Annotated in this window: 25 protein-coding genes and 1 tRNA gene; 19 read left to right on the forward strand and 7 right to left on the reverse strand. The window is 31.1% G+C overall.

Features of this window, described 5'->3' with window-relative positions; genetic code table 11:
- Positions 1-19: 19 nt before the first annotated feature.
- The 19 genes from ACYPV9_RS04720 to ACYPV9_RS04810 all read left to right on the forward strand — a co-directional run bounded on the left by ACYPV9_RS04720 (position 20) and on the right by ACYPV9_RS04810 (position 16,514).
- Positions 20-832 carry an RDD family protein gene (locus tag ACYPV9_RS04720; RefSeq protein WP_299060552.1) on the forward strand — a complete coding sequence of 271 codons (813 nt, stop codon included), beginning with the start codon at positions 20-22 and terminating at the stop codon, positions 830-832.
- Between the two features lie 224 nt (positions 833-1,056).
- Positions 1,057-2,526: a serine hydrolase domain-containing protein gene (locus ACYPV9_RS04725; protein WP_459741970.1), complete on the forward strand. Its 1,470-nt coding sequence runs from the start codon at positions 1,057-1,059 to the stop codon at positions 2,524-2,526.
- 242 nt (positions 2,527-2,768) lie between these two features.
- Positions 2,769-3,719 carry an SDR family NAD(P)-dependent oxidoreductase gene (locus ACYPV9_RS04730; protein WP_459741972.1) on the forward strand — a complete coding sequence of 317 codons (951 nt, stop codon included), beginning with the start codon at positions 2,769-2,771 and terminating at the stop codon, positions 3,717-3,719.
- A 9-nt stretch (positions 3,720-3,728) separates the two neighbouring features.
- Positions 3,729-4,640: a helix-turn-helix domain-containing protein gene (locus ACYPV9_RS04735; RefSeq protein WP_459741974.1), complete on the forward strand. Its 912-nt coding sequence runs from the start codon at positions 3,729-3,731 to the stop codon at positions 4,638-4,640.
- A 4-nt stretch (positions 4,641-4,644) separates the two neighbouring features.
- The gene (locus ACYPV9_RS04740; protein WP_459741977.1) at positions 4,645-5,163 is read left to right on the forward strand and encodes a hypothetical protein; all 519 of its coding nucleotides are present in this window, start codon (positions 4,645-4,647) and stop codon (positions 5,161-5,163) included.
- Positions 5,164-5,520: 357 nt separating this feature from the next.
- Positions 5,521-5,985, forward strand: a complete 465-nt coding sequence (locus tag ACYPV9_RS04745) for a PEGA domain-containing protein (RefSeq protein ID WP_299060541.1) — start codon at positions 5,521-5,523, stop codon at positions 5,983-5,985.
- Between the two features lie 403 nt (positions 5,986-6,388).
- The gene (locus ACYPV9_RS04750; protein ID WP_459741980.1) at positions 6,389-6,946 is read left to right on the forward strand and encodes a hypothetical protein; all 558 of its coding nucleotides are present in this window, start codon (positions 6,389-6,391) and stop codon (positions 6,944-6,946) included.
- A 201-nt stretch (positions 6,947-7,147) separates the two neighbouring features.
- Complete coding sequence (locus ACYPV9_RS04755; protein WP_459741982.1) at positions 7,148-7,546, forward strand: hypothetical protein; 399 nt, start codon at positions 7,148-7,150, stop codon at positions 7,544-7,546.
- A gap of 211 nt (positions 7,547-7,757) precedes the next feature.
- On the forward strand, positions 7,758-8,129 hold the full coding sequence (locus ACYPV9_RS04760) for a transposase (RefSeq protein ID WP_459741984.1): 372 nt from the start codon (positions 7,758-7,760) through the stop codon (positions 8,127-8,129).
- Positions 8,129-8,980 (forward strand): IS3 family transposase, encoded by an 852-nt coding sequence (locus tag ACYPV9_RS04765; RefSeq protein WP_459742633.1) that lies wholly within the window; start codon positions 8,129-8,131, stop codon positions 8,978-8,980. The genes ACYPV9_RS04760 and ACYPV9_RS04765 overlap by 1 nt, the downstream gene beginning before the upstream one ends.
- Before the next feature lie 46 nt (positions 8,981-9,026).
- A complete protein-coding gene (locus ACYPV9_RS04770) occupies positions 9,027-9,740 on the forward strand; it encodes a carboxypeptidase-like regulatory domain-containing protein (RefSeq protein WP_459741986.1) in 714 nt (237 codons plus the stop codon).
- 146 nt (positions 9,741-9,886) lie between these two features.
- Positions 9,887-10,345, forward strand: coding sequence for a hypothetical protein (locus ACYPV9_RS04775; RefSeq protein WP_459741988.1), 459 nt, complete (start codon positions 9,887-9,889; stop codon positions 10,343-10,345).
- Between the two features lie 158 nt (positions 10,346-10,503).
- Positions 10,504-11,187 (forward strand): hypothetical protein, encoded by a 684-nt coding sequence (locus ACYPV9_RS04780; RefSeq protein WP_459741990.1) that lies wholly within the window; start codon positions 10,504-10,506, stop codon positions 11,185-11,187.
- A 192-nt stretch (positions 11,188-11,379) separates the two neighbouring features.
- A complete protein-coding gene (locus ACYPV9_RS04785) occupies positions 11,380-11,922 on the forward strand; it encodes a hypothetical protein (protein WP_459741992.1) in 543 nt (180 codons plus the stop codon).
- A 338-nt stretch (positions 11,923-12,260) separates the two neighbouring features.
- Positions 12,261-12,596: a hypothetical protein gene (locus ACYPV9_RS04790; protein WP_459741994.1), complete on the forward strand. Its 336-nt coding sequence runs from the start codon at positions 12,261-12,263 to the stop codon at positions 12,594-12,596.
- Between the two features lie 78 nt (positions 12,597-12,674).
- Entirely contained in the window at positions 12,675-13,535 is an 861-nt protein-coding gene (locus ACYPV9_RS04795; protein WP_105072293.1) for an HAEPLYID family protein, read from the forward strand.
- Positions 13,536-13,909: 374 nt separating this feature from the next.
- Positions 13,910-14,413, forward strand: coding sequence for a hypothetical protein (locus ACYPV9_RS04800; RefSeq protein ID WP_459741997.1), 504 nt, complete (start codon positions 13,910-13,912; stop codon positions 14,411-14,413).
- Positions 14,414-14,560: 147 nt separating this feature from the next.
- Positions 14,561-15,208: a hypothetical protein gene (locus ACYPV9_RS04805; RefSeq protein WP_299060475.1), complete on the forward strand. Its 648-nt coding sequence runs from the start codon at positions 14,561-14,563 to the stop codon at positions 15,206-15,208.
- A gap of 664 nt (positions 15,209-15,872) precedes the next feature.
- Positions 15,873-16,514: a DUF6266 family protein gene (locus ACYPV9_RS04810; protein ID WP_299060472.1), complete on the forward strand. Its 642-nt coding sequence runs from the start codon at positions 15,873-15,875 to the stop codon at positions 16,512-16,514.
- 142 nt (positions 16,515-16,656) lie between these two features.
- Here ACYPV9_RS04810 and ACYPV9_RS04815 read toward each other — a convergent pair whose 3' ends face one another.
- The 7 genes from ACYPV9_RS04815 to ACYPV9_RS04845 all read right to left on the reverse strand — a co-directional run bounded on the left by ACYPV9_RS04815 (position 16,657) and on the right by ACYPV9_RS04845 (position 24,100).
- A complete protein-coding gene (locus tag ACYPV9_RS04815) occupies positions 16,657-16,911 on the reverse strand; it encodes a helix-turn-helix domain-containing protein (RefSeq protein ID WP_299060470.1) in 255 nt (84 codons plus the stop codon).
- A gap of 434 nt (positions 16,912-17,345) precedes the next feature.
- Positions 17,346-18,215, reverse strand: a complete 870-nt coding sequence (locus ACYPV9_RS04820) for a glycerophosphodiester phosphodiesterase family protein (protein WP_459742000.1) — start codon at positions 18,213-18,215, stop codon at positions 17,346-17,348.
- 407 nt (positions 18,216-18,622) lie between these two features.
- Positions 18,623-18,704: transfer RNA gene (locus tag ACYPV9_RS04825), tRNA-Tyr, on the reverse strand.
- Positions 18,705-19,007: 303 nt separating this feature from the next.
- Positions 19,008-20,255 carry an NAD(P)/FAD-dependent oxidoreductase gene (locus tag ACYPV9_RS04830; protein WP_299060466.1) on the reverse strand — a complete coding sequence of 416 codons (1,248 nt, stop codon included), beginning with the start codon at positions 20,253-20,255 and terminating at the stop codon, positions 19,008-19,010.
- A 95-nt stretch (positions 20,256-20,350) separates the two neighbouring features.
- Positions 20,351-21,361, reverse strand: a complete 1,011-nt coding sequence (locus ACYPV9_RS04835) for a 4-hydroxyproline epimerase (RefSeq protein ID WP_459742002.1) — start codon at positions 21,359-21,361, stop codon at positions 20,351-20,353.
- Positions 21,362-21,364: 3 nt separating this feature from the next.
- Positions 21,365-22,942 carry an aldehyde dehydrogenase (NADP(+)) gene (locus ACYPV9_RS04840; RefSeq protein ID WP_299060461.1) on the reverse strand — a complete coding sequence of 526 codons (1,578 nt, stop codon included), beginning with the start codon at positions 22,940-22,942 and terminating at the stop codon, positions 21,365-21,367.
- 192 nt (positions 22,943-23,134) lie between these two features.
- Positions 23,135-24,100, reverse strand: coding sequence for a dihydrodipicolinate synthase family protein (locus ACYPV9_RS04845; protein WP_459742004.1), 966 nt, complete (start codon positions 24,098-24,100; stop codon positions 23,135-23,137).
- Positions 24,101-24,126: the final 26 nt, after the last annotated feature.

Raw genomic sequence — 24,126 nt, forward strand, 5'->3', positions numbered from 1 at the left:
GAGCGAATTTAACCATTGCATGAAAACACTCCAAATAAAAACCGCACAAAATATAAATATAGATTTTACGGTAGCCAACGTTGGGCAACGTTTATTGGCATTTTTATTTGACAATATACTTAAGTTTGCATACATCTATTTTGTGTATTATGTATTTGATTTTCAAGCTGTAGAAGAAACTTTTTCTGGTGATACTTGGACGGTGCAAGCTGTCGGAATTTTAGTGCTAATTCCGGTAACTTTTTACACATTATATTCAGAAATTTTAATGGACGGACAAACACTAGGTAAGAAGCTATTACATGTTAAAGTAATAAATGTAGATGGTTTTAAACCTTCGGTTTCCGATTATATAATGCGTTGGTTTTTACGAATTATTGATTTTAATTTGTTTATACTTTTAGCCGTATACATACAATCTATTACTATAGATGATGCTGATTATCTTTTAGGATTGACATTTTTAGTGGGTAAATTAGTTGGATTGTTATTGATACTATTTACGCCTAAAAATCAACGATTTGGAGATATTATTGCAAATACCGTTGTAATTTATTTAAAGGATGAAGTTAAATTTTCTGAAACCATTTTAGAAGAATTAGCTGATACATATGTGCCAACATATCCGAACGTTATTAAATTGTCTGATAATGATGCTCGAATCATTAAAAATACTTTTAGAACTGCCATAAAATTTAATGACTATAAAACGTTGATAAAACTTCGAAGTAAAATTATTGAAGTTACTCAGATTAAATCTATACACAAAAGTGATAGTGAATTTATATCCGTTGTTTTAAAAGATTACAATTTCTACACACAAAATATGTAAAACAGCTTTTATAATTACAATAGAAGTATGGTTCAAAATATTCTATTTAACATAATATAAATTATATAACATATATATAGTAATTCATGAATATCCATTATTTAGGCTATTTACGTATAAATATCTATATATTGTTTTTATGCTTTTACAATGTTTATTGGCAATAATTTTGATCCGCTTTATGTAACACAACCTTAGCTGAATCGTCTCAAAATAAACAACCGATGAAAAATATTATTTATTTCCTACTTTTTACAACAATCATTTTAAGTTGTCAATCAAATAAAAATAAATTTACGAAACAAAAAGATTATAGCTTTCTTACAGATAGTCTAAATATTGATAAACAATTAGAAAGCCATAAACTTGCAGGATTTAGTCTTGTTGTATTTGAAAATTATGAGATCGTTTATTCGAACCAATTCGGACTTAAATCAACAAATTCTGATGAAAAAATAGACCGAAATACAGCGTTTTCTACGGCATCTATTTCAAAACCAATAACAGCGCTTTTATGTTTTATTTTAGATGAAAAAGGGTTAATTGATTTAGATGAACCCATAGACAACTATCTTAAACGTTGGCATTTACCTAAAAGTGAATTTACTAAAATCAAAAATCCGACTTGGAAACAATTGTTAAATCACACAGCTGGAACAAGCCAACACGGTTTTGCAGACTTTTACGAAGGTGATACAATTCCAACAATAAAACAAAGTCTTTTGGGTGAATTACCACGATATGACAAAGAAATCGAGTTTTTATTTACACCAGGAACAAGTTGGTCTTATAGCGGTGGCGGTTATGTTATTGTTCAAATGGCATTAGAAGACACTTTAAAAAAGTCTATTGCAGAACTTGCAGATGAATACATCTTCTCACCTCTCAACTTAAAAAACACAACAATGATTCAGCCCAACCAAAAAGGATTTTTAACCAATGTAGCTCTTGTTCACGATAAGAACAATAAGGTTATAAAAACAGGTTTGCCAATAACACCTCAAGTTGCACCCTCAGGATGTTGGTCAACACCAACAGATTTAGCTAAACTAACCATAGAAATACAAAATGCCTTACGAAATAGAGATAACAAAGTAATTTCGCATAAGGTGGCCAAAAATGTAATTGAAGTTACAGCCTTAAAAAATGCCGTTGGAGGTTGGAGTTATGGATGGCAAAGGTCTTGTGGTTTTGATAACTACGATTGGTTTATGTGCAATGGTTCTAATACCGGAGTTGGTGGTGATATTTTTGCAACAACAACAGATGGTAATGGTTTTGTTTATCTTGCAAATGGAGAAAAACCAAATCGTTTTCCGGTTATTGACGAAACTCGAAAAAATCTCTTAACTCTTTTAAACTGGAAGAAGGTATTACCAAATGTAGAAACGCAAGAAATTCCAAAAGAATTAAAAGAAAATCTGAAAGGAAATTACGAAGACTTTCTTTACGGATTAGGTGTGCCTACCAAAATTGTAGAAAGGAATAACCGACTTTATGTAGAATCTCGTTTATTTGAATATTTTAAAGGACAAAAAGATAGTGAAATGATTTACTTAAAAAATGGCATGTTTAAAATCATAGATTATCCAAATTTCTTAACATTCAACATAAAAAATGATAAACCAAACGCTGTAATTTTAACTAGAGACAATATGAATGTAGAGATTCAGATAAACAATAACAATCAATAGCAATGTCAACATGGTACAAAGTTAATTACTCGCTTCTACTCTACTTTTAAAAATTATTGCAGACTTTATTAGTCAGTAATTTTTTATTAAATTAGGTGTTTAAATTAACAAAATGTACTACAACGCTGTTTGTAATTAGCACACAAACCAAAAAGTATCCAACATTTGAAAATTTGTATAAGAAATTAAGACTAGCACTACCCGACCTTTGTCTTATAATTTCATTCTTAAAAATAGAAAAAATGAATACAAATCAATTTGGTAAAAAAGGTTGGACACCAGACAGAATTGAAAACTTAAATGGTAAAACATACGTTATAACAGGAACTACAAGCGGAACAGGATTTGAAGCAGCAAAAATATTGCTATCAAAAGAAGCAAAAGTTGTAATTCTTAATAGGAATCTTAAAAAAGCAGAAGACACCATTGGTTTATTGAAACAAGAATTGGGTAACGATATTGATGTAATTAACATTCAAATGGACTTATCCAAACAAAACTCTGTAAAAAAAGCTACTGAAAAGGTTATCAAAGCAGTTTCTCAAATCGATGCACTTATTTGCAATGCCGCAATTGCTCAAGTTCCTAAACAGACACTAACAACAGATGGTTGGGAAAGTCAAATGGGAACAAATTATTATGGGAATTTTACACTTCAAGCACTATTGTTCCCGCTTATTGAAAAATCTAAAGGTCGAATTGTAACTGTAGGTAGTATGGGATATGATATGGGAATTAAAACCATCAAATTTGATGATTTGAATTGGGACAAAGATTACACACCTAACAATGCATACAGCCAAAGTAAACTAGCGCAGATCATGTCTATTTACGAATTACAAGATCGATTAAAAGAAGCTGGGAAAACAGCTGTTAAAGCTTACGCTTGTCATCCTGGTTCTTCAAGAACCAACTTAATAAATTCAAGTGGTAGTTTTATGATGAAATTTATCTTTAATCTCATGAAATTATCACCATTAACACAATCAGCTGAAAAAGGCGCTTACCCGCAATTGATGTGTGCCACAGAACTTAATTTAGATCAAAGTAGTTTTTATGGTCCAACAGGAAGAAATAATTGGATTGGTCCTGTTGGAGCACACCCATTAGAATCACACGCCAAAAATAAAGTTGTAGCTAAAAAATTATGGGAACTTTCAGAAAAAGAAACAGGTGTACAATGGAATATATAAATTTGTATGATGGAGCACTTTAAAACATTATCGACTTATCTCGATTATTTAGAACTACCAAGACCTGAACACCCTATGTTGAGTGTTTTTAACTCAAAAGGCGATGGCCATTTACCTTGTCCAAGAGAAAGTTCGCCACCAATTACAAACGATTGCTATTCTATTAGCTTAAAGAAATTTGTAAAAGGCGACTTAAACTACGGACGAACAAAATATGATTTTACCAATGGCGCTTTAATTTTTATTGCACCAAGGCAAATTTTACAATGGGATAGTAGCGTGGTTTTTGAACGAAAAGGCTTTTCTATAAACTTTCACGAAGATTTTTTAAAAGGAACAGAACTAGCACAACAAATAAAAAAATATGGTTTCTTTTCCTATTCAGTAAATGAAGCATTACATCTTTCGCCAAAAGAAGAAAAGCAAATAGAATCGATAGTAGAAAATATTGAAATAGAATACCAGAACAACCAAGATGAATTTAGCAAAGAAATTATCATTTCTCAATTAAGTACGCTTCTTAAGTATGCCAATCGATTTTATGAAAGACAGTTTTTGAATAGAAAAGAAATATCAAATAACTTATTAGAGCGATTTAATCTACAATTGTCTGAATATTTTGAATTAGGCCTACTACAAGAAAAAGGGATTCCAAACATAGAAGAAATAGCTAATAAAATGTCTGTTTCTCAACGCTATTTAAGTGATACACTTAAAAAAGAAACAGGAAAAACAACTACCGAGCATTTGCACTTGCGTTTAATCGATGAAGCAAAGAATACTTTATTAAAACCGAACAAGAGTATTTCGGAAGTAGCTTATGAGTTGGGGTTCGAATACCCACAATATTTTTCAAGATTATTTAAAAAGAAAGAAGGTATAAGTCCAACGGAATACAGAGATAAATATAAATTGAATTAAAATTATGGATATATTAAAAACAGCAACAGATTGGGCAAAAGCCGAACTATTTTCTACCCCATTTTTCATTCTTTTTGGCCTTGTGTTTATGGCAGCAAGTTTAGGTTTTTGGCAGTTAGGAAAAACGGAAATGGCGCGAGCGTACATAATTCCTACTTTGGTAGCAGGTGTTCTTCTGTTAACCATAGGACTTGGATTGTTTTTTACCAATAAAACAAGGATTACACAATTTGAAACTGCTTATAATAAAGATGCTAAGGTATTTGTAGAATCAGAGATTTTAAGAGCTGAAAGCACTTTAAAAGAATATAAAACAATCGTATTTAAGGCTATTCCTATTATAATCATTGTAGCTGCTTTGTCTATTATGTTTATAAATACACCCACTTGGCGTGCAATTAGCATCACAACGATGGCTATGCTAATAGTTATTTTATTAGTTGACGGAACTGCCTATGCAAGAATTGATGCCTACCATAAAGAGTTGAAATTAGTGAATATTGAAAATGAAGTTAAAAAATAACTACACACAACACCGTTTATAATTTATTGCTAAGTCCTCACCTATTTTCGAAAATTTGTGAGGACTTTTTATTTTCTAAATAAGAAGTTTAAACTACTTAACAAACCTTATGTTAACAGGTTGACAAAAATTTGAAAGAATGAATATTCTTGAAATTGGTTGACTCAATAAATTTTAATTTTACCTTTTTGATAACAAGTAACTTATATAATATTTAAGTTAGAATGAGGAAACCCGTAATACTATCTAATTAAAAATTATCTCATTTGTATAGTAATAAATTATACTAAAAAGTCGGAATTAAACTGAACAAAGACTATAAATAGAAGTAGGTAAATTTAATTAGATATTAAAATAATGAAAAAAAAATTATCAATTATTGCAATGGCAATGACAATAATGCTAACTACAAGTTGCGCATCAATTTTTACTGGTTCAAAAAGAAAAGTAATGTTTGAAACTGATCCTCCAGGAGCAAAAATTTTTGTTAATGGATTTGAAAAGGGACAAACACCAATTCAATTGAAAGTTAAAGCGGAAGATAGAATTGATTTTAAATTAGACAATTATAAAGAAAAAGTAGTTGTTATGGACAGTAAATTTAATCTTGTTAGTATTCTAAATGGTTTTAGTATTATTGGCTGGGGAGTTGATGCATTAACAGGTTCTTTAAAAAGAGTTGATACAAAATATGTGAAAGTTACTTTAGAAAACTCTAAAAAAACGGCTTTTATGAATTATATGAAAAATGGAAATATTACAAAAGTTAACGTTGACGAAAAAAATAAGGTTATTGAGACAATAATCGTTTTAAAAGAATAAAAACTAACCATAACATCTTATATAATTTATTGCTAAGTCCTCACCTATTTCGAAGATTTGTGAGGACTTTTTATTTACTAAACAAGAAGTTTAAACTATTTAATAAGCTGTAGGTTAATACGTTGAGTGTAGTTTGAAATAAGAACAGAATACAAGCCAAACGTAAATAAACGATAAGAGAAATACTTGGCTTGAGAATTTAGTTATTTTTAGACGCTAGTACTAAAGTAGATGGCTGTTTCTATTTGAGAGCTCTACTATTATGTTAATTATTAAATAATAAAAAAGTTTTGTTATACCAGTAAATAAAATCAAAATACAATATATTTGATTGTATATAACTAGTTGTGGTGCATTTAAGAGCCGAAATCAAAAAAAACACAATCGACCTGAAAAATAAAAGATGAATTATTCAAAACATTGTAATTTATGTGAGAATGAAATCACAAATCTTGAAAATGGATTGACTTGTAGATTAACAAGTAAAAAACCTGAATTTAAGAATATTTGTCCAAAAATTAACTTGAATAACAAGTTTCAGGAAAAATTAGAAAGAACCAATCTTGAATTAGAGAGAATAAGAAAAAAGAAAAAATCAGTTCATTTGAGTTTTTACTTTATTATAATAATTGGTTTTTTTTTAATAATTGGAGGAAATTTCTTTGTTCGAGAAAACTTTCATAGTGTTTATACTCTATACTATTCATATGGAATTATAAGTACAGGAGTTACATTTTTAGCAGTAGGTTATAATAAACTTAATAAATTCAGAACGGAATTATATAATTCAGAATATGAGAAAAATGAAATAGATGAATTCTATGAAAAATATGGAATTGTTTATAAAACAGAATTCAATTTTAAAGAAAAAATACACGGAATTCAAGAAGTTATCGTGAAAATGGAATTTAAAAATTGGAGAAAAAAGCGAACTACAACAACTTATAAAATTAATTGTTAACGAATAATATTTAGGAAATAAAAAAACGACACCACAACACCGTATAAACTTAATTGCTGGTTTTGGCTCACTTGGGAAATTCCTTCGGAATTTCGCCGTTCGTGATTAATTTAGTAAATTCAGTGCTTAAAACACGCAACTAAGCTTATACAAACACGTTGTGCGTAATCTAACAACGCCGCAAACTTAATTATAAAAATAATGAAATACTTTTCTCTAATCCTCACTTTTTTAATTGCTTTGAGTTGTAATAATCAAAAAGATAAAATTGACATTACTACATTTGATTTATCTGAAATACCAGAGTCATTATATGGATGTTCTTGTCTTTTCTCTAACTCTAAAAAGGAATATGATTCGGAAAAATATATATACTTTGATGACTTTGAAGACAACTGTTTAATTTCAATTGATAGCAAAATTGTTTTTCTCAAACCAGAAGAAGACAAATACAAGAATGAGAACTATACTGCTTACATTCAAAATAAAATTCAGATTGATGAAGGTTATGAGAGTACAACATATAATGCGGAATTAGTTCTAGTTGATAAAAAAGGAAATAAACAGATTTATAAAGTTTATGGACTATGTGGTTGTTGATTATTTGTTCTAAAAAGAAAATTAAAAACTACATACAACAGCGTGTATATTTTATTGCTAGTACTCGCCTACTTACATAAATCCTCGCGTACTTTCTCGGTAGGTAATTATTTACTAAATTAGTTGTTGAAACCAAGCAACAAACCATATACTCTAACGTTAGTCGCAATTGTGACCCGTCCTGAAATAAGGCTACATAATTTTAAACATTATGTATAGAAATGACAAAGTAATTAGACGTTACAGTGAACCTTTTAAATTAAAAATTTTAGCCGAACTTACAATCGGGAAACACACAAAGAGCGAACTTTGTAAACTCTACTCAATTGCACCTACAACAGTAAATGTGTGGATTAAAAAGTATAATCGTAAAGACTTAATGAACACCAGAGTAAAAGTGGAAACAAAAGACGAAATATCGAGAATTAAAGCACTTCAAAAAGAGATTGAACAGCTTAAAAAACTACTGCTTAAAAAGGATTTAGATGCTATGGTACAAGATTCTTATCTAGAAGTAGCTGCAGAAGATCTAGGCTACAAGTCAGTTAATGAGCTAAAAAAAAAGCTAAGTATAAAGCCTTAATAAAAGCTAAAGAAAAAGCTAAGGGATTTGCTTCTTTAACGACTATAACTCATTGTTTTGGACTTAAGCGTAATGCGTATTACAAATACAAATCTAGAGCTGATAAACGTTTAAAACTAGAACAACAAATTATAAATATCGTTAGAAAAAGACGCAAATCCCTTCCTAGAGAAGGCGTCCGTAAACTTATTAAATCCTTAGATATAGATTTTACTAAAGCCAATATTAAAGTTGGTAGAGATACTCTTTTTAATATTCTTAGAAAACACCAAATGCTAACACTTAGAAAGAAAACTAGTGCGAGAACAACTAACTCATATCATCGTTTTTATAAATATAAGAACATTATTAAAGACTTAGAAGTGAATAGAACTAACCAAGTATGGGTTAGTGACATAACTTATATTAGAACCGTAAAAGGCTTCTGTTACCTGGCTTTAATAACTGATATGCATTCTAGAAAAATAGTTGGGTATGATCTTAGTGACAGCTTAGAACTAAAAGGATGTGTCAGAGCACTTAATAAGGCAATTTATCAAGCTAAAAAAATTAAACAACTTATTCATCATTCAGACAGAGGAATACAATATTGCAGTAATGTATATACTCAAATATTAAAAAGAAAGAAAATAGATATTAGTATGACCGAAGAAAATCATTGTTACGAAAACGCAATGGCTGAACGTGTAAATGGGATCTTAAAAGATGAATTTTATCTCGACCAAACCTTTAATAACGTGGCTCACGCTAAGAGAGCCGCAAAAAATGCAATTAATTTATACAACGAAATAAGATTACACTTATCTTTAGACTATAAAACACCAAATATGGTATATAAATTATCAGCTTAATTCAATTTTAACCTGTAGCCATATTTCAGGACTAGACATTGAAAAAATGAGATACGAAATTAAAATACCAAAACCTTGTAATGAAAAATGGAGTGAAATGACTCCAACAGAAAAAGGTGCATTTTGTTCAAACTGCAAAAAGGAAATTTTTGATTTTACAAACACGTCTAATTATAATCTTGCAAAAATTTTAGATAGTAATAAAAAGCTTTGTGGAAAATTTAAGCCAGAACAATTAGATCAAGATATTTTATCATTGCAAAACACTAAATATTCAAAAGCAGGAATTCTTTTAGGAGTTTCGACTTTTTTGTCATTATCTACACCTACATTTAGTCAAAATAAAATATCCGAAATTAATAAGTTTGAAAGTTCTATATTGAAAAATAAGGAACTTAAAAAAAACGAGAAACAAACAGATTCAATACAAATAAAAGGAAATATATCTGATAAAAATGAAGGTTTACCTGGTGTATCTATTCATTTTAAAAAACTTCTATATAAAACAGAAACTGATTATGATGGGAATTTTTCGATTAATATTCACAAGAAAGATTTTAAAAAAGAACCAATAATGCTAGCGTCCTATCTTGGATTTGAAAGAGAAGAAATTAAAATAAATGAAAAAACAGAATTTATTAAAGTGAAAATGATAGAAGATGAAGTTTTACTTGGAGAAGTAGTAATCATCAAAAAACAAAATATTTTTAGACGAATTGGCAACTTATTTAGAAAAAAGGAAAAGAAAAACTACCACTAACACTGGGTACAATTAATTACTGTTCTTAGCTCACTTGGAAAATCCTTCGGATTTTCACCGTTTGTGTTTTATTTACTAAATTCACTGCTTAAAACTCGCAACAAACCATATACAACAACGTTGCGTGTAATGTAAAAACAAACTAAATGAATAGAAAAATTAAACTTTATGCCTTTATAATTTTGACTGTTTTGTCGACAAATATTTTGAAAGCACAAACAACGCCAGAAGAAATCACAACGGAATTTTTTAAAACATATGAAAAGTCACCTCTAAAAGCTGTAGATTTTGCTTTCAGAACTAACAAATGGATGTTGGACCGAAATAAAGACGGAATTGAAAATCTGAAAACTCAATTAACCAGTTTTCTTGGATTAGTTGGGGATTATTATGGCTACGAAAAGATTATAGAAAAAAGCGTTGGAGAAAGTTATAAACTAGTGAGTTATATGATTAAATATGACAGACAACCTGTTAGATTTACATTTGTGTTTTACAAGCCAAAAGATAAATGGCAAGTTCAAAATTTCCAATATGACGATAATTTAGATGATGAATTAGAGGAATCTGGAAAAGTATATCGCTTGAAAGAAAATTGGGATTAAAAACTACCTGCAGCACCCTGTATAATTAATGGCTAGTACTCACCTACTTGCATAAATCCTTACGGATTCTCTATTCGGTTTGTATTTGCTAAATTAGTAGTTTAAACACGCAACGTAATCATAAGCAAACACGTTGTGCACTATTAAAACCTTGTACTATGAAAAAAACTATTATACTATTAACAATACTAATTACAACTTCTTGCGGAATCCAAAAAATCCCTTCAACTGAACTACATACATTAGAACCAGCAAAACTGTATGAAACAACTGAAGATTATATCTCAAACAAAAGTGTTGAAGCTGGTATTTTAATTAAAGAAAGAAGTAACCAGCATATTAAAATTAAAGGTGTATTTGATTTAAATACTGGTATAAAAATAAAGAGAGGAATGTCAGCTTGGATAATAGAATATAATGGAAATAAATATTTCAATTTAGGATACTCTGGAGATGTCAATCATTGGAACTATTTTGGAAAACTTGACATCGAAGGGAAATATTGTGCTATAATTATTGACAAAAACTCTCCTAACATTTTAAAATCATCAAGCAATAACTATGGTGGAGGTTTAGCTGGAGTTTTAATAGGAGAATCTAGTAAATGGAACAAAAATTGGAAGGATGAAAATGGGGAGAAGAAAAAGATTTTGTTTATAGATACAGAAAATATTAGACAAAAAAATGCGAATAGAAATATTGGGAGTTTAGGAGATTATTTGACTAGAAAACAACTGCAAGAGATTACAAATGAAATTGGTTTAAACTTATCAGATACAGAAATTAAAAATATTATGTTTGAAAAAATAATTCAAATCCTAAAAACTGAGAATAATAAATAAACAGTGCACAATACCGTGTATATTTCATTGCTAGTACTCGCCTACTTACATAAATCCTTGTAGATTCTCTATTTGGTTTGTATTTGCTAAATTAGTTGCTTAACCATGCAACTAATATTTAAACTCGTTTGCTTGAATTTAATAACTTAAGATGGTGAATTTTAATTAAAATTTAATATGGATCATAATAAAGTGGAGTCCTTAAAGCAAAAGCGTATTTTACTTCAAAAAGAAATCCGTTTAAAAAAGGTACGTGATAGAATCAACTCTGAACTGAATTATCTTCAAAAGCATAATTTTCAATTCAACGTATTTTATGATTATAGGTATAGCAATTGGATACATGAAAACATACAAGTTCGAAACAAAGATGGCTATCACGGAAGTCACGGTGATTTTCAAATTGATGTAAATGATATAGAAGCTATTTGTACAGAAAAAGGAAAAAAAGATGATTTTTTAAAGATAACATCCATAAAAGAATTTTTTGATAACATTTCGGATGATAAAATGCTTATTGTATGCTCCCTAACGGGCAATCCTGAATATGAAATTTCAAAAAACACCTTTCTCTCTAAACCATCTATATTCTTATCTAGTCCAGAAAATTGGGTGTTAACTGCAGATAAAAAGTATATCATTGAAAGCATTTGGGATCAAGGCGCTATCAGATTTATTGACATCACACAAGCAACACCTGTTTTACAAATTAAATTAGTAATAAGTCCATCATAAAATCGAAATGTTAACTCGTTGGCTATAATTTGAAAGAAAAACCGAATACAAGCCAAACGTAATTAAACGATAAGAGAAATACTTGGCAAAGACTTTAATTATTTTTAGACTATAGTACCAAAGTAGATGGCTGTTTCTATTTATAAGCTCTACTATTATGTTAATTATTAAATAATAAAAAAGTGCTGTTATACCAGTAAATAAAATCAAAATACAATATATTTGATTTCATATAACTAGTGGGTAGCCATATATGAAAACCGACTAAAAAACATTACTTTTGAACTGTGTTAAGTCGAATAAGAAATAGCGTATTTACGAAAATCCTTTGTGGACTAATGGGTTTATATCTTCTCAACATAAGTGTTGATTCTGCAGACCCAAACCCTGAACATATTCCTGAAGATTTATCATTCAATGACCAAGAAAGTATTATTGAATTAATTCTTGAAAAAGTACTGGGTTATGAAGATGCTATTAAAGAATACGATGACCACGACACCGAAGACCACAACAAGCAGAAAAATATTAAAATAGACTTTTTAGTGCACGTTATTCAGGCAGATAAATTCGAACAAAGCCTAATTGACGAAAGAAAAAAACTTTATCCTGATTTTGCAGCTCGATTATCAAAAGGCTTCAATAAAATAGACAGTCCACCACCCAAGATTTGATTTGTTTTACAATTTTACTAATTCTCACCTATTTAATAGTAGTGGGAATATTTCTTAATGCTTAAAAAACAAATCAAAATGAATTTAAAAAAATTATTAGTGCTAATAATACTATTGGCATCTTCAACATATTCAATTGCACAAATTACAAAGACTGAAAAGGACAGTATTTATATCCAACAAGTAGAAGACCATAAAGAACCTGACAAAGTTCTACACGCTGAACCACTCTATATTGACTTAATTCGAGATTTAGGGGCAAGAAAAGGAGAAAAAGAGTGGAACGTTGGTTTAGGCTTAACAGATAACTTAAAATTTGATGCTTATGAAGCTCTAATTGAATATGAATGGGCACCTATCAACAGATTAGGATTTGAAGTTGAACTACCATTCACTTTTTATTCCCCACAAAGTGGTGTAAGTCGAGATTCAATACCTTCAAATAGATTAAATAGCATTAAAATAGCTACTCAATGGTCTTTTTTTGTTAGTGAGCCAATGGCAACATCAATGGCAATTGGATATATCAACGAGTTTGAATTGTCGGATTTCAGAAACTTTGGAAGTCCTTTCATTAAAGGAAATATCTATAATCCGTTTTTTGTTGTTGCAAAACGTTGGGGTAACAATTTTCATTCATTGATATATACAGGTCCAATGATTGAACAGAATTTCATTACCAATGAATTTCATACGACTTATGATATCAACACAAGTTTTCATTATATGATTACAGGCACAAGAAATTTTATAGGTATTGAATTTAACAAAACTATTGACAATAGCGACTTTGATATGACAATACGACCACAAATGCGTTTAGGAATAGCCGACAACTTATTGGTTGGAATTGTAGCAGGAATTCCTGTAAGTAGAGAAAATGAAAGGTTTAGTTCTTTCGTAAGACTCATTTGGGAGCCGAAACATAAGCATAAATAAAAATACGGATACCAACAATGTATATAAAAAATAGCGGTTTAGGTACAAACCTGAACCGCTATTACCTTTAATTTAAGTATATTGCTTTTCCGAAAAGCTAGTGTTTAAAACCCGCTACTTTTCATATACTAACCGTTGGGTTTAATACAAATGAAACAGACTAACTACATTTTAATATTTCTATTTTTAGTTGGTTGCTCATCAACAAAAAAACTGAAAGAAAACAATTCTAAACCTACAAAGTTTGTTTTCAAAAAATCTATGGTTTCTTCCCAAAGTGGAATATCGAATTTGGAATCAAAAACGAATTCTCTAAATGATGCAACTTACAAACCTAATGGAGAAGATTCTTTGATGAATAAAAACTCAAAGAAATGAAAATGACTGATTTTCTACCTCAAACATCTGAAACGGAAATTTATGTGGAAATTCAAAATGACTCTATTTGGCGTTATACCAAACAAAAAGGTAAAATAATTGGCGATTACTTTATGATTCAAAAAAATAGTGGAATTTTAAGTTATTACGACAAATCAAAATCTGTGAATTACAAAAAATATGACTTATTTGATAATAACCACGAATACGAAATAATTAAAAATAGAAAAGATAGAAAAGAAATAAAAGGATTCGAGTGTTACAAATTGACTCTGATTAAAAAAGACACAGAAAGCGATTTAGGTAATACTATTTATAAAATGTATGTGACTGACCGAATTGAATTACCTATCCATTCTGTAATTAATTTGACCAAACTTCTACAAAACACTTTTCCTATGGAAATAAAAATATCAGAAGAAAAACTTTCTGGAATGGCTGAATTATATGAATTAATCGGAATTGAATATAGTACTAAACCCAACAGCACATATAATTAATGGCTAGTTCTAGCCTATTTACGAAAATCCTTGCGGATTTTTTATTCAGTTTTTATTTGCTAAATTTACGCTAAACCACGCAACGTATCATATACAAAACCGATGGCAGTAATGTGTAAAAACACCTGAATTTATAAGTACATAGAAATGGATAGAGAATCGATTTTACTGACACACACAATTACAGGAATAATAATTTTTATCTCTGGGCTATTACAAATATTTCTAAAGAAAGGTGGAAAAATTCATAAAATTCTAGGGAATGTATATTTATATTCTTGGTTAGTTGTTCTTATATCTGGGGCTTATCTAGGTGGGGTTTTAATTACAATTGTCGGAATCTTTGGGTTTTATTTTGCATTGACCGGTTCAAGAATAGGAAAACTGAAAAACAGCGGAATTACAATTTTTGAAAAATCTACATTTATATTCGGAGGACTTTTAGCGATAGTAATGCTTGGTTATGCAATTAATCTATTTATAAAAGGGTCCGAATCGTATTGGATTATTTTCTCAGTATTTGGAGGTATATTTACTTTTGTCACAGTTCAAGATATTTTTAAGTATGTTTTGCTCAAACCATTAAAAAAACAGATTTACGGACAATTAGACTGGTATTTTGAACATTTTACAAGAATGTTTATTTCGTTTATAGCAGCTACAACAGCTTTTGTATCTATCCAAGATTTATTTGGAAATACAACTCTAAATTTTATTATGCCTACAATAATTGGAACTATATTGATATTTTTTTCAACCAAATTTTATAAGAAGAAGCTGAATATCGAAAAATGAACTTAATTCAATTAAAAACACTACTGCCAACAATGGTTATGAGTAATTGCTTGTTCTCGCCTACTATGGAAATTCCTATGTAATTTCCAACTTGGAGTGTACCTGTAAAGTTAATCGCTAAACCACGCAACTACTCATAGCCGAGACCGTTTAGCAATATAAAACAACATTCTACAGATTTACTTTTTGTTGACTTTATATATTTATTTTTTCAAACCACATACACCATTCGGCTGTATAAAATACTACAAGTAAGTTGCTAAAGATGCTAGTAAATTCGATTTCATAAAAGTGCCTTACCAAGCGTCTAGCATCTTAATATAATAGGTGCACTTAGTATATGTAAACAAAATGTTGGCACCATTACCCCACTCTGCAAGCAGTTTTCTCTTTAAAAAGTCCATTTTTTAAAAATAGCCACTACCCGCTCCCGAACAAACCCCGAAGCAAACTCGAATAAAACACTATAAAAATAGCATATATGTGTCAGTAGGTGTCAAACTGTATCATAGGGTGTCTATGCAAGTTAAATGGGGTCATTAAGAATCAAAAGCGTTTACAAACGGTCAGTTTGTGTCAATACGTGTCAGTAGTGGTCAAGTGCTTGTAGTTATGTGTTTTAGCCTGTATGTTTGGCATCTATTAATCATAAAAAAAAAGTATTATGGCAACATTTGAAAAAGGCATCTTAGGCGGATTTTCTGGAAAAGTAGGTAACGTAGTAGGCTCTAGATGGAGGGGTAAAAACGTAATGCGTAGTTTACCACAACGTGGTAATTATACAGCAACAGAAAAACAAGTAGAACAACGCCAAAAGTTTAAAACTGTAATTGGGTTTTTAAGTCCGATTGTAGAAATTTTGAATAGTTATTTTGGCAGTGCCCAAGGTGATAGATCGCGCGCTAATTTGGCAACCTCTTACCATCTTAAAAACGCAGTGATAAATACACCACGAGGTGCCGTAATGGATTATCCAAAAGTATTGATAAGCAAAGGAGATTTAAGAGGGATAGATGGTGGTGCAGTGGCAGCAGCAGCAGACCAAACCTTAAACTTTAGTTGGCAAGACAATAGCGGACAAGGTAAAGCTACTGCAACCGATACCTTAATGGTTGTGGTATATGCACCCGATTTAAATTTGTTTTATACCAATACAACTGTAGCTGATAGAAGCGCTACCACAGCCATTGTAACACTACCCAATTTTATGGCAACTTTTAATGTAGAAATTTGGGCTTCTTTTAGCAAACCTGCAACCAACTATGCGGCTATAAGTACTTACATGGGATCAGTTACGGTACTCTAACAACATTATATGAGGTAATATTTAAAACATGTTTACAAGGTGTTTGCATGCAACTAGCTATTAGTTTTGTGTAAACACCTGTTTTATGTGGCTAAAAGTCAGGTTTTTTTTTAACAACCGATTTAAAATCTATAAAATCAATTTATATTTTTACATTGCCCAATGCCTTGGTAATAAACAATTTATTTAATAAATGTTTCGGATACATGGGACTATGGCCTAATTTAAAACTAGGTATGTTGTGCTGTTTGCGTAAACGATACATGGTGCTTCGGCTTACATTTAAATGCGCCATGGCTTGCTCTGTAGTTAACCATACTTCATTTTCTAGTAACTGTGCATCGTACTGTAAATGCTTGTTTAATGCAGTAGGTTTTTGCTTTTTTTCTTTTTTCATAATTACTTTTTCTTAATTACATACTCTTTTGGAATTGAGTAAGTTAGCCTAAATATAATTAATTTTTTGATAAGTATTGTTTTTCAGGTATAAATACGGGGTTGCGTATGGTTATTAAAAGTTAGTTAAATTGCTTGTAAACGATACCCAAGTACAAGACCATATAAAATACTGATTTTAAAAGAAATAATTTTTAGGACAATGCTATTATACCACGTATTATGCTTCCCTTCTAGGTTATTGCAAAAAAAATGTTGTATTAAAATTGTAGTATAATTTTTTTTAAGAAACTGTTGAAACTATGTTTGCTTTTAATCAAAAACTAAAGTTAGATAATGCAGAATATGATGATACAATTATATTGTTTAACATTTCAACTGGTTTGTATAAAACGAATTGATTTGTATAAAGTAATATGACTTCAAACAAAGAGCTTAATTTTTATAAGATTTAAGTGCTTTTTTAGTTTCAAGTGGTCTGTCAGTTGCAAAAATATCAATTCCTAGGGTTGCCCATTCTCTATATAGATGATCGCCTTTTGCCGCGGCGCTCTTATCTAAGTTCCCCAAAGTACCCAGCATGCATTGCACTCCTTTAGAATGCAATTTGTTATACAATTTAGTATCTGAAAGTCTTGTGCCTGTAAAAGCAACCATATTAGCCCAAGTGATACCAGAATTGGCTGCTCTATTAAATTCCTCCATATTTCTAATGCTTACAGATAGCATCACATTCGGATTTAATTTATAGAGCTTTTGAGCCGTTTTTAAAGAATAGGTAATGATAACCGATTGGTTTAAAGCGTTGTTTTTTTCTATAAAATGTAGCACCTCTACTGGGTCTACACTTCGCTTAATATCTACAGTAAGTATCGCATTTTCTCTTTTTGCCCAATCCAATACTTCCTTAAACAAAGGAATTTTAAAATCAACAATGGTATTAGAATCATCTTTAAGTTGCAATGGTGCCATTGCCTCCCAATTGTTTTGATCTACCCTACCAAAACCCGTTGATGTTCGTTCTAGCGAATTATCATGCATTAATAGTAATACCCCATCTTTACTTTTAGCTACATCAATTTCAAATAAGGCATTAGGAATATGTTTTTTAATATATTGCATAGTTTCTAAGCAATTTTCAGGATAACCAGCATATCCTTTTCCTCCGCGATGTGCACTAATTAATATCTCACTATCTTTTGCATATTTAAAATGTGTTTGTAAAGTATTTTCTAGGTTAATTTTTTCTTTACAACCAATAAAAAGAAATGTGATTAGTAAAATAGGAATTATTAGTTTTTTCATCTTATAATAATTTGCAGCGGCTTACAAAATAATAACCTTAAGTCTTTATTTAAAGCAACGTATAATATGTATGCGTTTTTGTATTGTTACAAGTCAAATATACTGTTTTGATTTTATCTTAATTGAACTGTTTATTAAATTTAAATTAATTCTTATAGGTTAAATTAGGATGAAATTGGTGTTCATTTTTTACCTAAGATATCTATTTTTTATTTGTGAATCTAAAATTTAAAAAATAGCCTTATATGTCTAAAAGGTACTATTTTATAGACTTTACAGTGGGTAAAAAATCTTATAAAAAATGCTAAAATCTTAGATTACTATCAAAGCAAAGAGCGTTTGGTAATCGTAAAATATTAGTTAAAAGTTGTATTGATTTTAAAGTGTTTAGAAGAAAAAACAAGTTGTGGGGAGAGCAGGATTCGAACCTGCGAAGACATAGTCAACGGAGTTACAGTCCGTCCTCGTTGGCCGCTTGAGTATCTCCCCTTTTGTTCAATTTTATGACCCAGTAAGGCTATTTTAATAGTAGCCATTATGGTAAAAAAAGAACCTTGTTTTGTTAAGGTGTGCGAATATACAAAGTTTTTATAAACGACCTAAAATTTTTATAATTTTTTCAAGTTAATTTTTCATTTATAAATAAGTACAACAGTTTAAGATGTATTACACCAATATTGTGATGTCTATAATTGTGCATTATACTAAACGCTTTTTTTATGGCTGGTTGTTATTGATTTATAATTACGATACTGTAAAAAAAGTGTCTTTTTAAATCAACACACCACAAAATTAAAACAATCTATCGGGATGAAAAGGATTTAAATTTAAAGAAGTTTTTTTATGTGAAATTATTTCAGAAACCAATTTTCCTGTTACGGGTCCTAAGCTCCACCCCATCATTGCATGCCCAGTTGCAATTGTTAAATTGGTACATTTAGAAGATTTACCTATGTAGGGTAAACCGTCTGGAGAGCAAGGTCTTAAACCACAATCTGCTGCTTTTTGTTCAGCATCTGTAATCTTTAAGTTGCCATAATACTTTGCTGCGGCATTGGCAATGGTTTGCACTCTAAGAGGGTTTATTTGATGATTGATTCCTGCAATTTCCATAGTACCCGCAAAGCGCGTAAACCCTTGCATGGGAGTTACTGCTACTTTGGCTTCGCATAATATGGCAGGTATGGTAATACCCGTTTCTCTGCTTACATTAATTCTGTATCCTTTACCAGCTTGAATGGGTATTTTTAACCCTATTTTTTTTGTTAATAAAGGGCTCCAACTTCCGGCAGCTAACACCACCTCATCTGCTTTTAATACTTGTTTGTCTGTTTTTATTTTAGAAATCGTACCGTTGCTAACTTCAATATCTTTTACCGTTTCATTGGCATAAAATATTACGCCCTTGGTTTTTAAATAGGCAATCATTTCTGGCATAAAATCTGTAGGTGTCATGTGTGCATCCGAATCAAAATAAACAGCACCTTTAATATCTAAATTTGCATTGGGTTCTAATACAGCTACTTCTTTTTTAGTTAAATTTTTTACATGCAAGCCCTCTTCAATACCGCGTTTGCCTACCTCCCATTCTGCTTCACCTACTTTGTCTGATTGATAGCACATTAACAATCCTTTACGTTCATAATGAAAGTTAAAAGCATTAGATGCTTTTATACTTTCGTACAAATCTCTACTTAAAATATTAATGTCTTTAAGTACCGGAATTGCTTTTTCTACTTTAGCTTTCGTAGCAGATTTTTTAAATGCCCAAGTCCATTTTAAAAAAGCAGCATCTAATCGAGGTTTTATGTAAAAAGGACTAGTTGGATTCAGCATCCACTTTACCCCTTTTTGAATCATACCCGGTGCAGCTAACGGAATAAAATGGCTAGGGGTTATATAGCCAGCATTTACATAAGAGGCACCACTAGAAAAGTTAGATTTATCTATAATAGTTACATGATGACCTTCTTCTAAAAGATAATAAGCCGTACTTAAGCCTATTATGCCTCCGCCAATTATTAATACATTTTTATTCATTCTTGTGCTCTTAAATTTATTTTTAAGACTTTAATATTGTTTGTTTTTTTTTAAGTAAACGTTCTATTCTAAAGAAAAAAGGGGGCTTTTTCAAATTAAATAACCTGAAAACCATGTGCATAAGGATCATCTTGATCATCTATGGTAATGGTATTTTTACCAAAAACTTTTGCCCACCCTTGTATGCTTGGTATTATAGCCATTTTACCATCTAAAAGTGTTTCTTTTTCTACACGACCTATAAACTTGCTACCAATAAAACTTTCGTGTACAAATGCTTCTCCTATGTTTAATTTTCCTTTGGCATACAATTGTGCTAAACGTGCAGAAGTACCGGTTCCGCAAGGACTTCTGTCAATGGCTTTGTCACCATAAAACACTGCATTTCTTCCGTTAGAGGTACTATCTAAAGGCGTACCAGTCCATAACAAATGCGATACATTTTTTATATTTTCATTTTCTGGATGCACAAATAAATTTGCATATTTTTTGTGAATGCGATCACGCATTATTTGAGAATATTGAATAATCTTATTTGCGGTAAAATTATGGACCCCAGAAAAGTTTTTTTGCGGATCTATAATGGCATAATAATTTCCGCCATAAGCAACATCAAAAGTAAGCACTCCTAATTCTGGACAATCAATGGTTAAATCTTCTGCCGCTAAATAGCTTTTTACATTGGTTAGTTTTACCCATGCTACTTTATTATTGGTTTGCTTGTATTCAATTTCTACCAAGCCAGCAGGAGCCTCCATTTTAATTTTTCCTGGAATTTTAGGTTGTATCAAACCTTCTTCTATAGCAATTGTAATGGTACCAATTGTACCATGTCCACACATGGGTAGGCAACCAGAGGTTTCTATAAATAAAATAGCAAAGTCATTTTCTGGATCGTGAGGAGGGTATAAAATACTACCACTCATCATGTCATGTCCACGGGGCTCAAACATCAAGCCTTTTCTAATCCAATCATATTCTTTTAAGAAATGAAGTCTTTTTTCGCTCATGGTCTTTCCAACTAATTCCGGACCCCCGCTTTTTATAACTCGAACAGGGTTGCCGCAAGTATGCGCATCTATACAAACAAACGTATGCTTACTCATTTTTTAATTTTTAGTTCTTACCCCATCCACCACTCTAAAAATATTAGAAGGATTCTCATTTTTTAATTCATTTGGCAACATATTATTTGGCCAATCTTGATAACTAAATGGACGAACCCAACGTTTAATAGAGCCAATACCCACAGCAGTAAATCTACTATCAGTAGATGCAGGATAAGGACCACCATGAACCATAGATTCGCAAACCTCTACCCCTGTTGGGACACCGTTAAAAATAATACGACCTACTCTGTTTTGCAGTGCTGCTATTACTGCTGGGTAGTTGGCCACTTCCTTTTCATCAGAAATTACAGTTCCTGTTAATTGCCCTTCTAAACTACTGATAACTGTTTCTAGTTCTTTTGCATTGTCACATTGTACAATCATAGAAAAAGGCCCAAAAACTTCTAAATGTAAGGTTGGGTTTTCTAAAAATGTTTTTCCAGTTACTGTAGCAATAGCTTGTGCTGCATAATTATTTTGAACATCTAATGTATAGTTTGCAGTAATAGTAACGTTGTCTTGTGATACTACTTTTTCTTTGCTGGTATTGTAGCCTTTTTTAATATTTGGATGAAGCATACAAGACGGAGATATTTTTAATACCTCTTCTGATACATTCTTTATAAAACTTGTAAAAGCATCACTTTTAATACCTAATAATAACCCAGGATTTGTACAAAACTGGCCCGTACCTAAAGTAATAGAACCTGCATAAGTTTTAGCAATGTCTGCTTGTCTATTTTCTAATGCATTTGGTAAAATTATAACCGGATTTATACTACCCATTTCAGCAAAAACAGGAATAGGTTCTGCTCTTTTAGAAGCCAAATCTAATAAGGCTCTACCTCCTTTAATACTTCCTGTAAAAGCAACAGCTTTTACTTTGGGGTGTGCCACTAATTGTTGCCCAACTTCTATGCCGCTAGCATTTAAATTAGAAAACACACCATTTGGCATTCCTGTTTTTTCAGCAGCTTTAATAATTGCAGATGCTACTAATGTTCCTGTACCTGTGTGCATTGGGTGCGCTTTTACAATAACCGGACAACCAGAAGCTAAAGCTGCAGCCGTGTCTCCACCGGCAGTAGAAAAAGCCAAAGGAAAATTACTGGCACCAAAAACAACAACAGGCCCTAAAGGAATTAACATTTTTCTGATATCAGATTTTGGCATAGGCGCTCTATTAGGTTGTGCAGTATCTATAGTTGCTTCAACCCAAGAACCTTCTGCAACTAAATTAGCAAAACTTTGCAATTGCCCTATTGTTCTGCCTCTTTCTCCTTTTGCTCTGGCTTCTGGCAAACCTGTTTCTAGGCAATACGTTTTTATCAATTGATCATCTAAGGCTAAAATTTCGTCTGCAATTGCATTTAAAAACTCCGCTTTTTTAATTCCAGAAACGGTTCTATATTCTTTAAAGGCTTTTGTGGCTAAATTTACTGCGTCATCAATTTCTTTTGTTGTGGCTTCTGTAAAAACAGTGCTATTTTCTGCGTTTAATTCCGGATTAAAGGTTTTGTATGTTTTGGTTCCGTTGGCAGATAATTGGTTGCCTATATAGTTTTTTCCTGATATCATTTTTACTTATTTTTTGAATTTTTTTGTCATTTTTATAACTCTCTGGTTCCCTTATTTTTGCACTAGCTTTGATTAAAATACTACCTTAAGATGAACAACCTTTTCTCATTAAAACTCTATAATTATCATGTACGTTTTATAAGGTTTGCATGTTGTTTACTATAAAGATGAAGCTCTCTCTTTTTTTTAATTTTAAAAGGAATCACCTAATAAACCTAAAACATCTAGTCTTTCTTTTGCTAATAAATATCTTGCACGCACATCATTAATTTGCTGTTGGGTTAATTTCTTACCATAAGTTCGAAGTCCTCCATCTACATCATTATGATGAATTCCCATGGCAAGCTTAAGATATTCCATAAGCAGTGGCTGAGCATCTAGATAGGATAAAGAATTTAAAGCCTGCGAAATTTTAATTGCCTCTGCCCACTCTCCGTTTACAACATATTCTTGCATCGTAATACTTGCTTTTGGAAAAATAGTACCCACACCAGTAATACCACCACTGGCTCCTGCAAGTCCTGCGTATACAGTAACGGTGTCTACACCCGCCAATATTTTTAAGTCTTTGTTTTCTAACAACAACGTTTCAATGATTGAAACATCTATTGTTGATATTTTAAGAGCAGCAACTTTAGGAAGCACAGATAGTCTTCTTAAGAGATCTGTTGAGAGCGCATGATAACCTGCTGCATCAGGATTGTTGTACGGCATAATTGTTACGCCTACCTCTTTTGCTGTTGTTTCAGAAAGGGCATAATACTCATACATTTCTTTTTCAGAAGGAACCGCCTTTGTTGTTGGTGGCATAACCATAACGGTATCAACGCCCACTATAGCAAGTCCTTCTACAATTTTAGCAAGTTCTTCTTTAGTTGCTGCTGCGGCTCCACTAATCAACGGAACATTGAATTCTTTAGCAACCATAGAAAGGGATTTAAGTAAAGAAAAACGTTGCTTTGTACTTAAGTAGCTGTTTTCACCTAAGGTACCAGAACCAACAAGTCCGCTCATTCTGCTTCCGTTTTTTCCTTGCGCTTTTAAAATACTTGCAGCCCGTTTTTGTGTGGCATCAAAGTCTATTTCAAAAGCACCAGACTTTGTTTCTTTCAACCATGTAAACACAGCTGGCATTACTCCATTCCATTGTATACTCATAATTTTATTTTTATTGTATGTAAAAT

The organism is Polaribacter sp. OB-PA-B3, from assembly GCF_054589375.1.

Bases quoted from the DNA above. Each gene is read 5' to 3' on its own strand.
- ACYPV9_RS04745 (WP_299060541.1), top strand. From the start codon at position 5,521: ATGAAAAAAAAATTATCAATTATTGCAATGGCAATGACAATAATGCTA.
- ACYPV9_RS04760 (WP_459741984.1), top strand. From the start codon at position 7,758: ATGTATAGAAATGACAAAGTAATTAGACGTTACAGTGAACCTTTTAAA.
- ACYPV9_RS04800 (WP_459741997.1), top strand. From the start codon at position 13,910: ATGAAAATGACTGATTTTCTACCTCAAACATCTGAAACGGAAATTTAT.
- ACYPV9_RS04795 (WP_105072293.1), top strand. From the start codon at position 12,675: ATGAATTTAAAAAAATTATTAGTGCTAATAATACTATTGGCATCTTCA.
- ACYPV9_RS04810 (WP_299060472.1), top strand. From the start codon at position 15,873: ATGGCAACATTTGAAAAAGGCATCTTAGGCGGATTTTCTGGAAAAGTA.
- ACYPV9_RS04735 (WP_459741974.1), top strand. From the start codon at position 3,729: ATGGAGCACTTTAAAACATTATCGACTTATCTCGATTATTTAGAACTA.
- ACYPV9_RS04755 (WP_459741982.1), top strand. From the start codon at position 7,148: ATGAAATACTTTTCTCTAATCCTCACTTTTTTAATTGCTTTGAGTTGT.
- ACYPV9_RS04815 (WP_299060470.1), bottom strand. From the start codon at position 16,911: ATGAAAAAAGAAAAAAAGCAAAAACCTACTGCATTAAACAAGCATTTA.
- ACYPV9_RS04730 (WP_459741972.1), top strand. From the start codon at position 2,769: ATGAATACAAATCAATTTGGTAAAAAAGGTTGGACACCAGACAGAATT.
- ACYPV9_RS04830 (WP_299060466.1), bottom strand. From the start codon at position 20,255: ATGAATAAAAATGTATTAATAATTGGCGGAGGCATAATAGGCTTAAGT.
- ACYPV9_RS04845 (WP_459742004.1), bottom strand. From the start codon at position 24,100: ATGAGTATACAATGGAATGGAGTAATGCCAGCTGTGTTTACATGGTTG.
- ACYPV9_RS04725 (WP_459741970.1), top strand. From the start codon at position 1,057: ATGAAAAATATTATTTATTTCCTACTTTTTACAACAATCATTTTAAGT.
- ACYPV9_RS04790 (WP_459741994.1), top strand. From the start codon at position 12,261: ATGGGTTTATATCTTCTCAACATAAGTGTTGATTCTGCAGACCCAAAC.
- ACYPV9_RS04750 (WP_459741980.1), top strand. From the start codon at position 6,389: ATGAATTATTCAAAACATTGTAATTTATGTGAGAATGAAATCACAAAT.
- ACYPV9_RS04835 (WP_459742002.1), bottom strand. From the start codon at position 21,361: ATGAGTAAGCATACGTTTGTTTGTATAGATGCGCATACTTGCGGCAAC.
- ACYPV9_RS04720 (WP_299060552.1), top strand. From the start codon at position 20: ATGAAAACACTCCAAATAAAAACCGCACAAAATATAAATATAGATTTT.
- ACYPV9_RS04805 (WP_299060475.1), top strand. From the start codon at position 14,561: ATGGATAGAGAATCGATTTTACTGACACACACAATTACAGGAATAATA.
- ACYPV9_RS04780 (WP_459741990.1), top strand. From the start codon at position 10,504: ATGAAAAAAACTATTATACTATTAACAATACTAATTACAACTTCTTGC.
- ACYPV9_RS04820 (WP_459742000.1), bottom strand. From the start codon at position 18,215: ATGAAAAAACTAATAATTCCTATTTTACTAATCACATTTCTTTTTATT.
- ACYPV9_RS04775 (WP_459741988.1), top strand. From the start codon at position 9,887: ATGAATAGAAAAATTAAACTTTATGCCTTTATAATTTTGACTGTTTTG.
- ACYPV9_RS04740 (WP_459741977.1), top strand. From the start codon at position 4,645: ATGGATATATTAAAAACAGCAACAGATTGGGCAAAAGCCGAACTATTT.
- ACYPV9_RS04840 (WP_299060461.1), bottom strand. From the start codon at position 22,942: ATGATATCAGGAAAAAACTATATAGGCAACCAATTATCTGCCAACGGA.
- ACYPV9_RS04770 (WP_459741986.1), top strand. From the start codon at position 9,027: ATGAGATACGAAATTAAAATACCAAAACCTTGTAATGAAAAATGGAGT.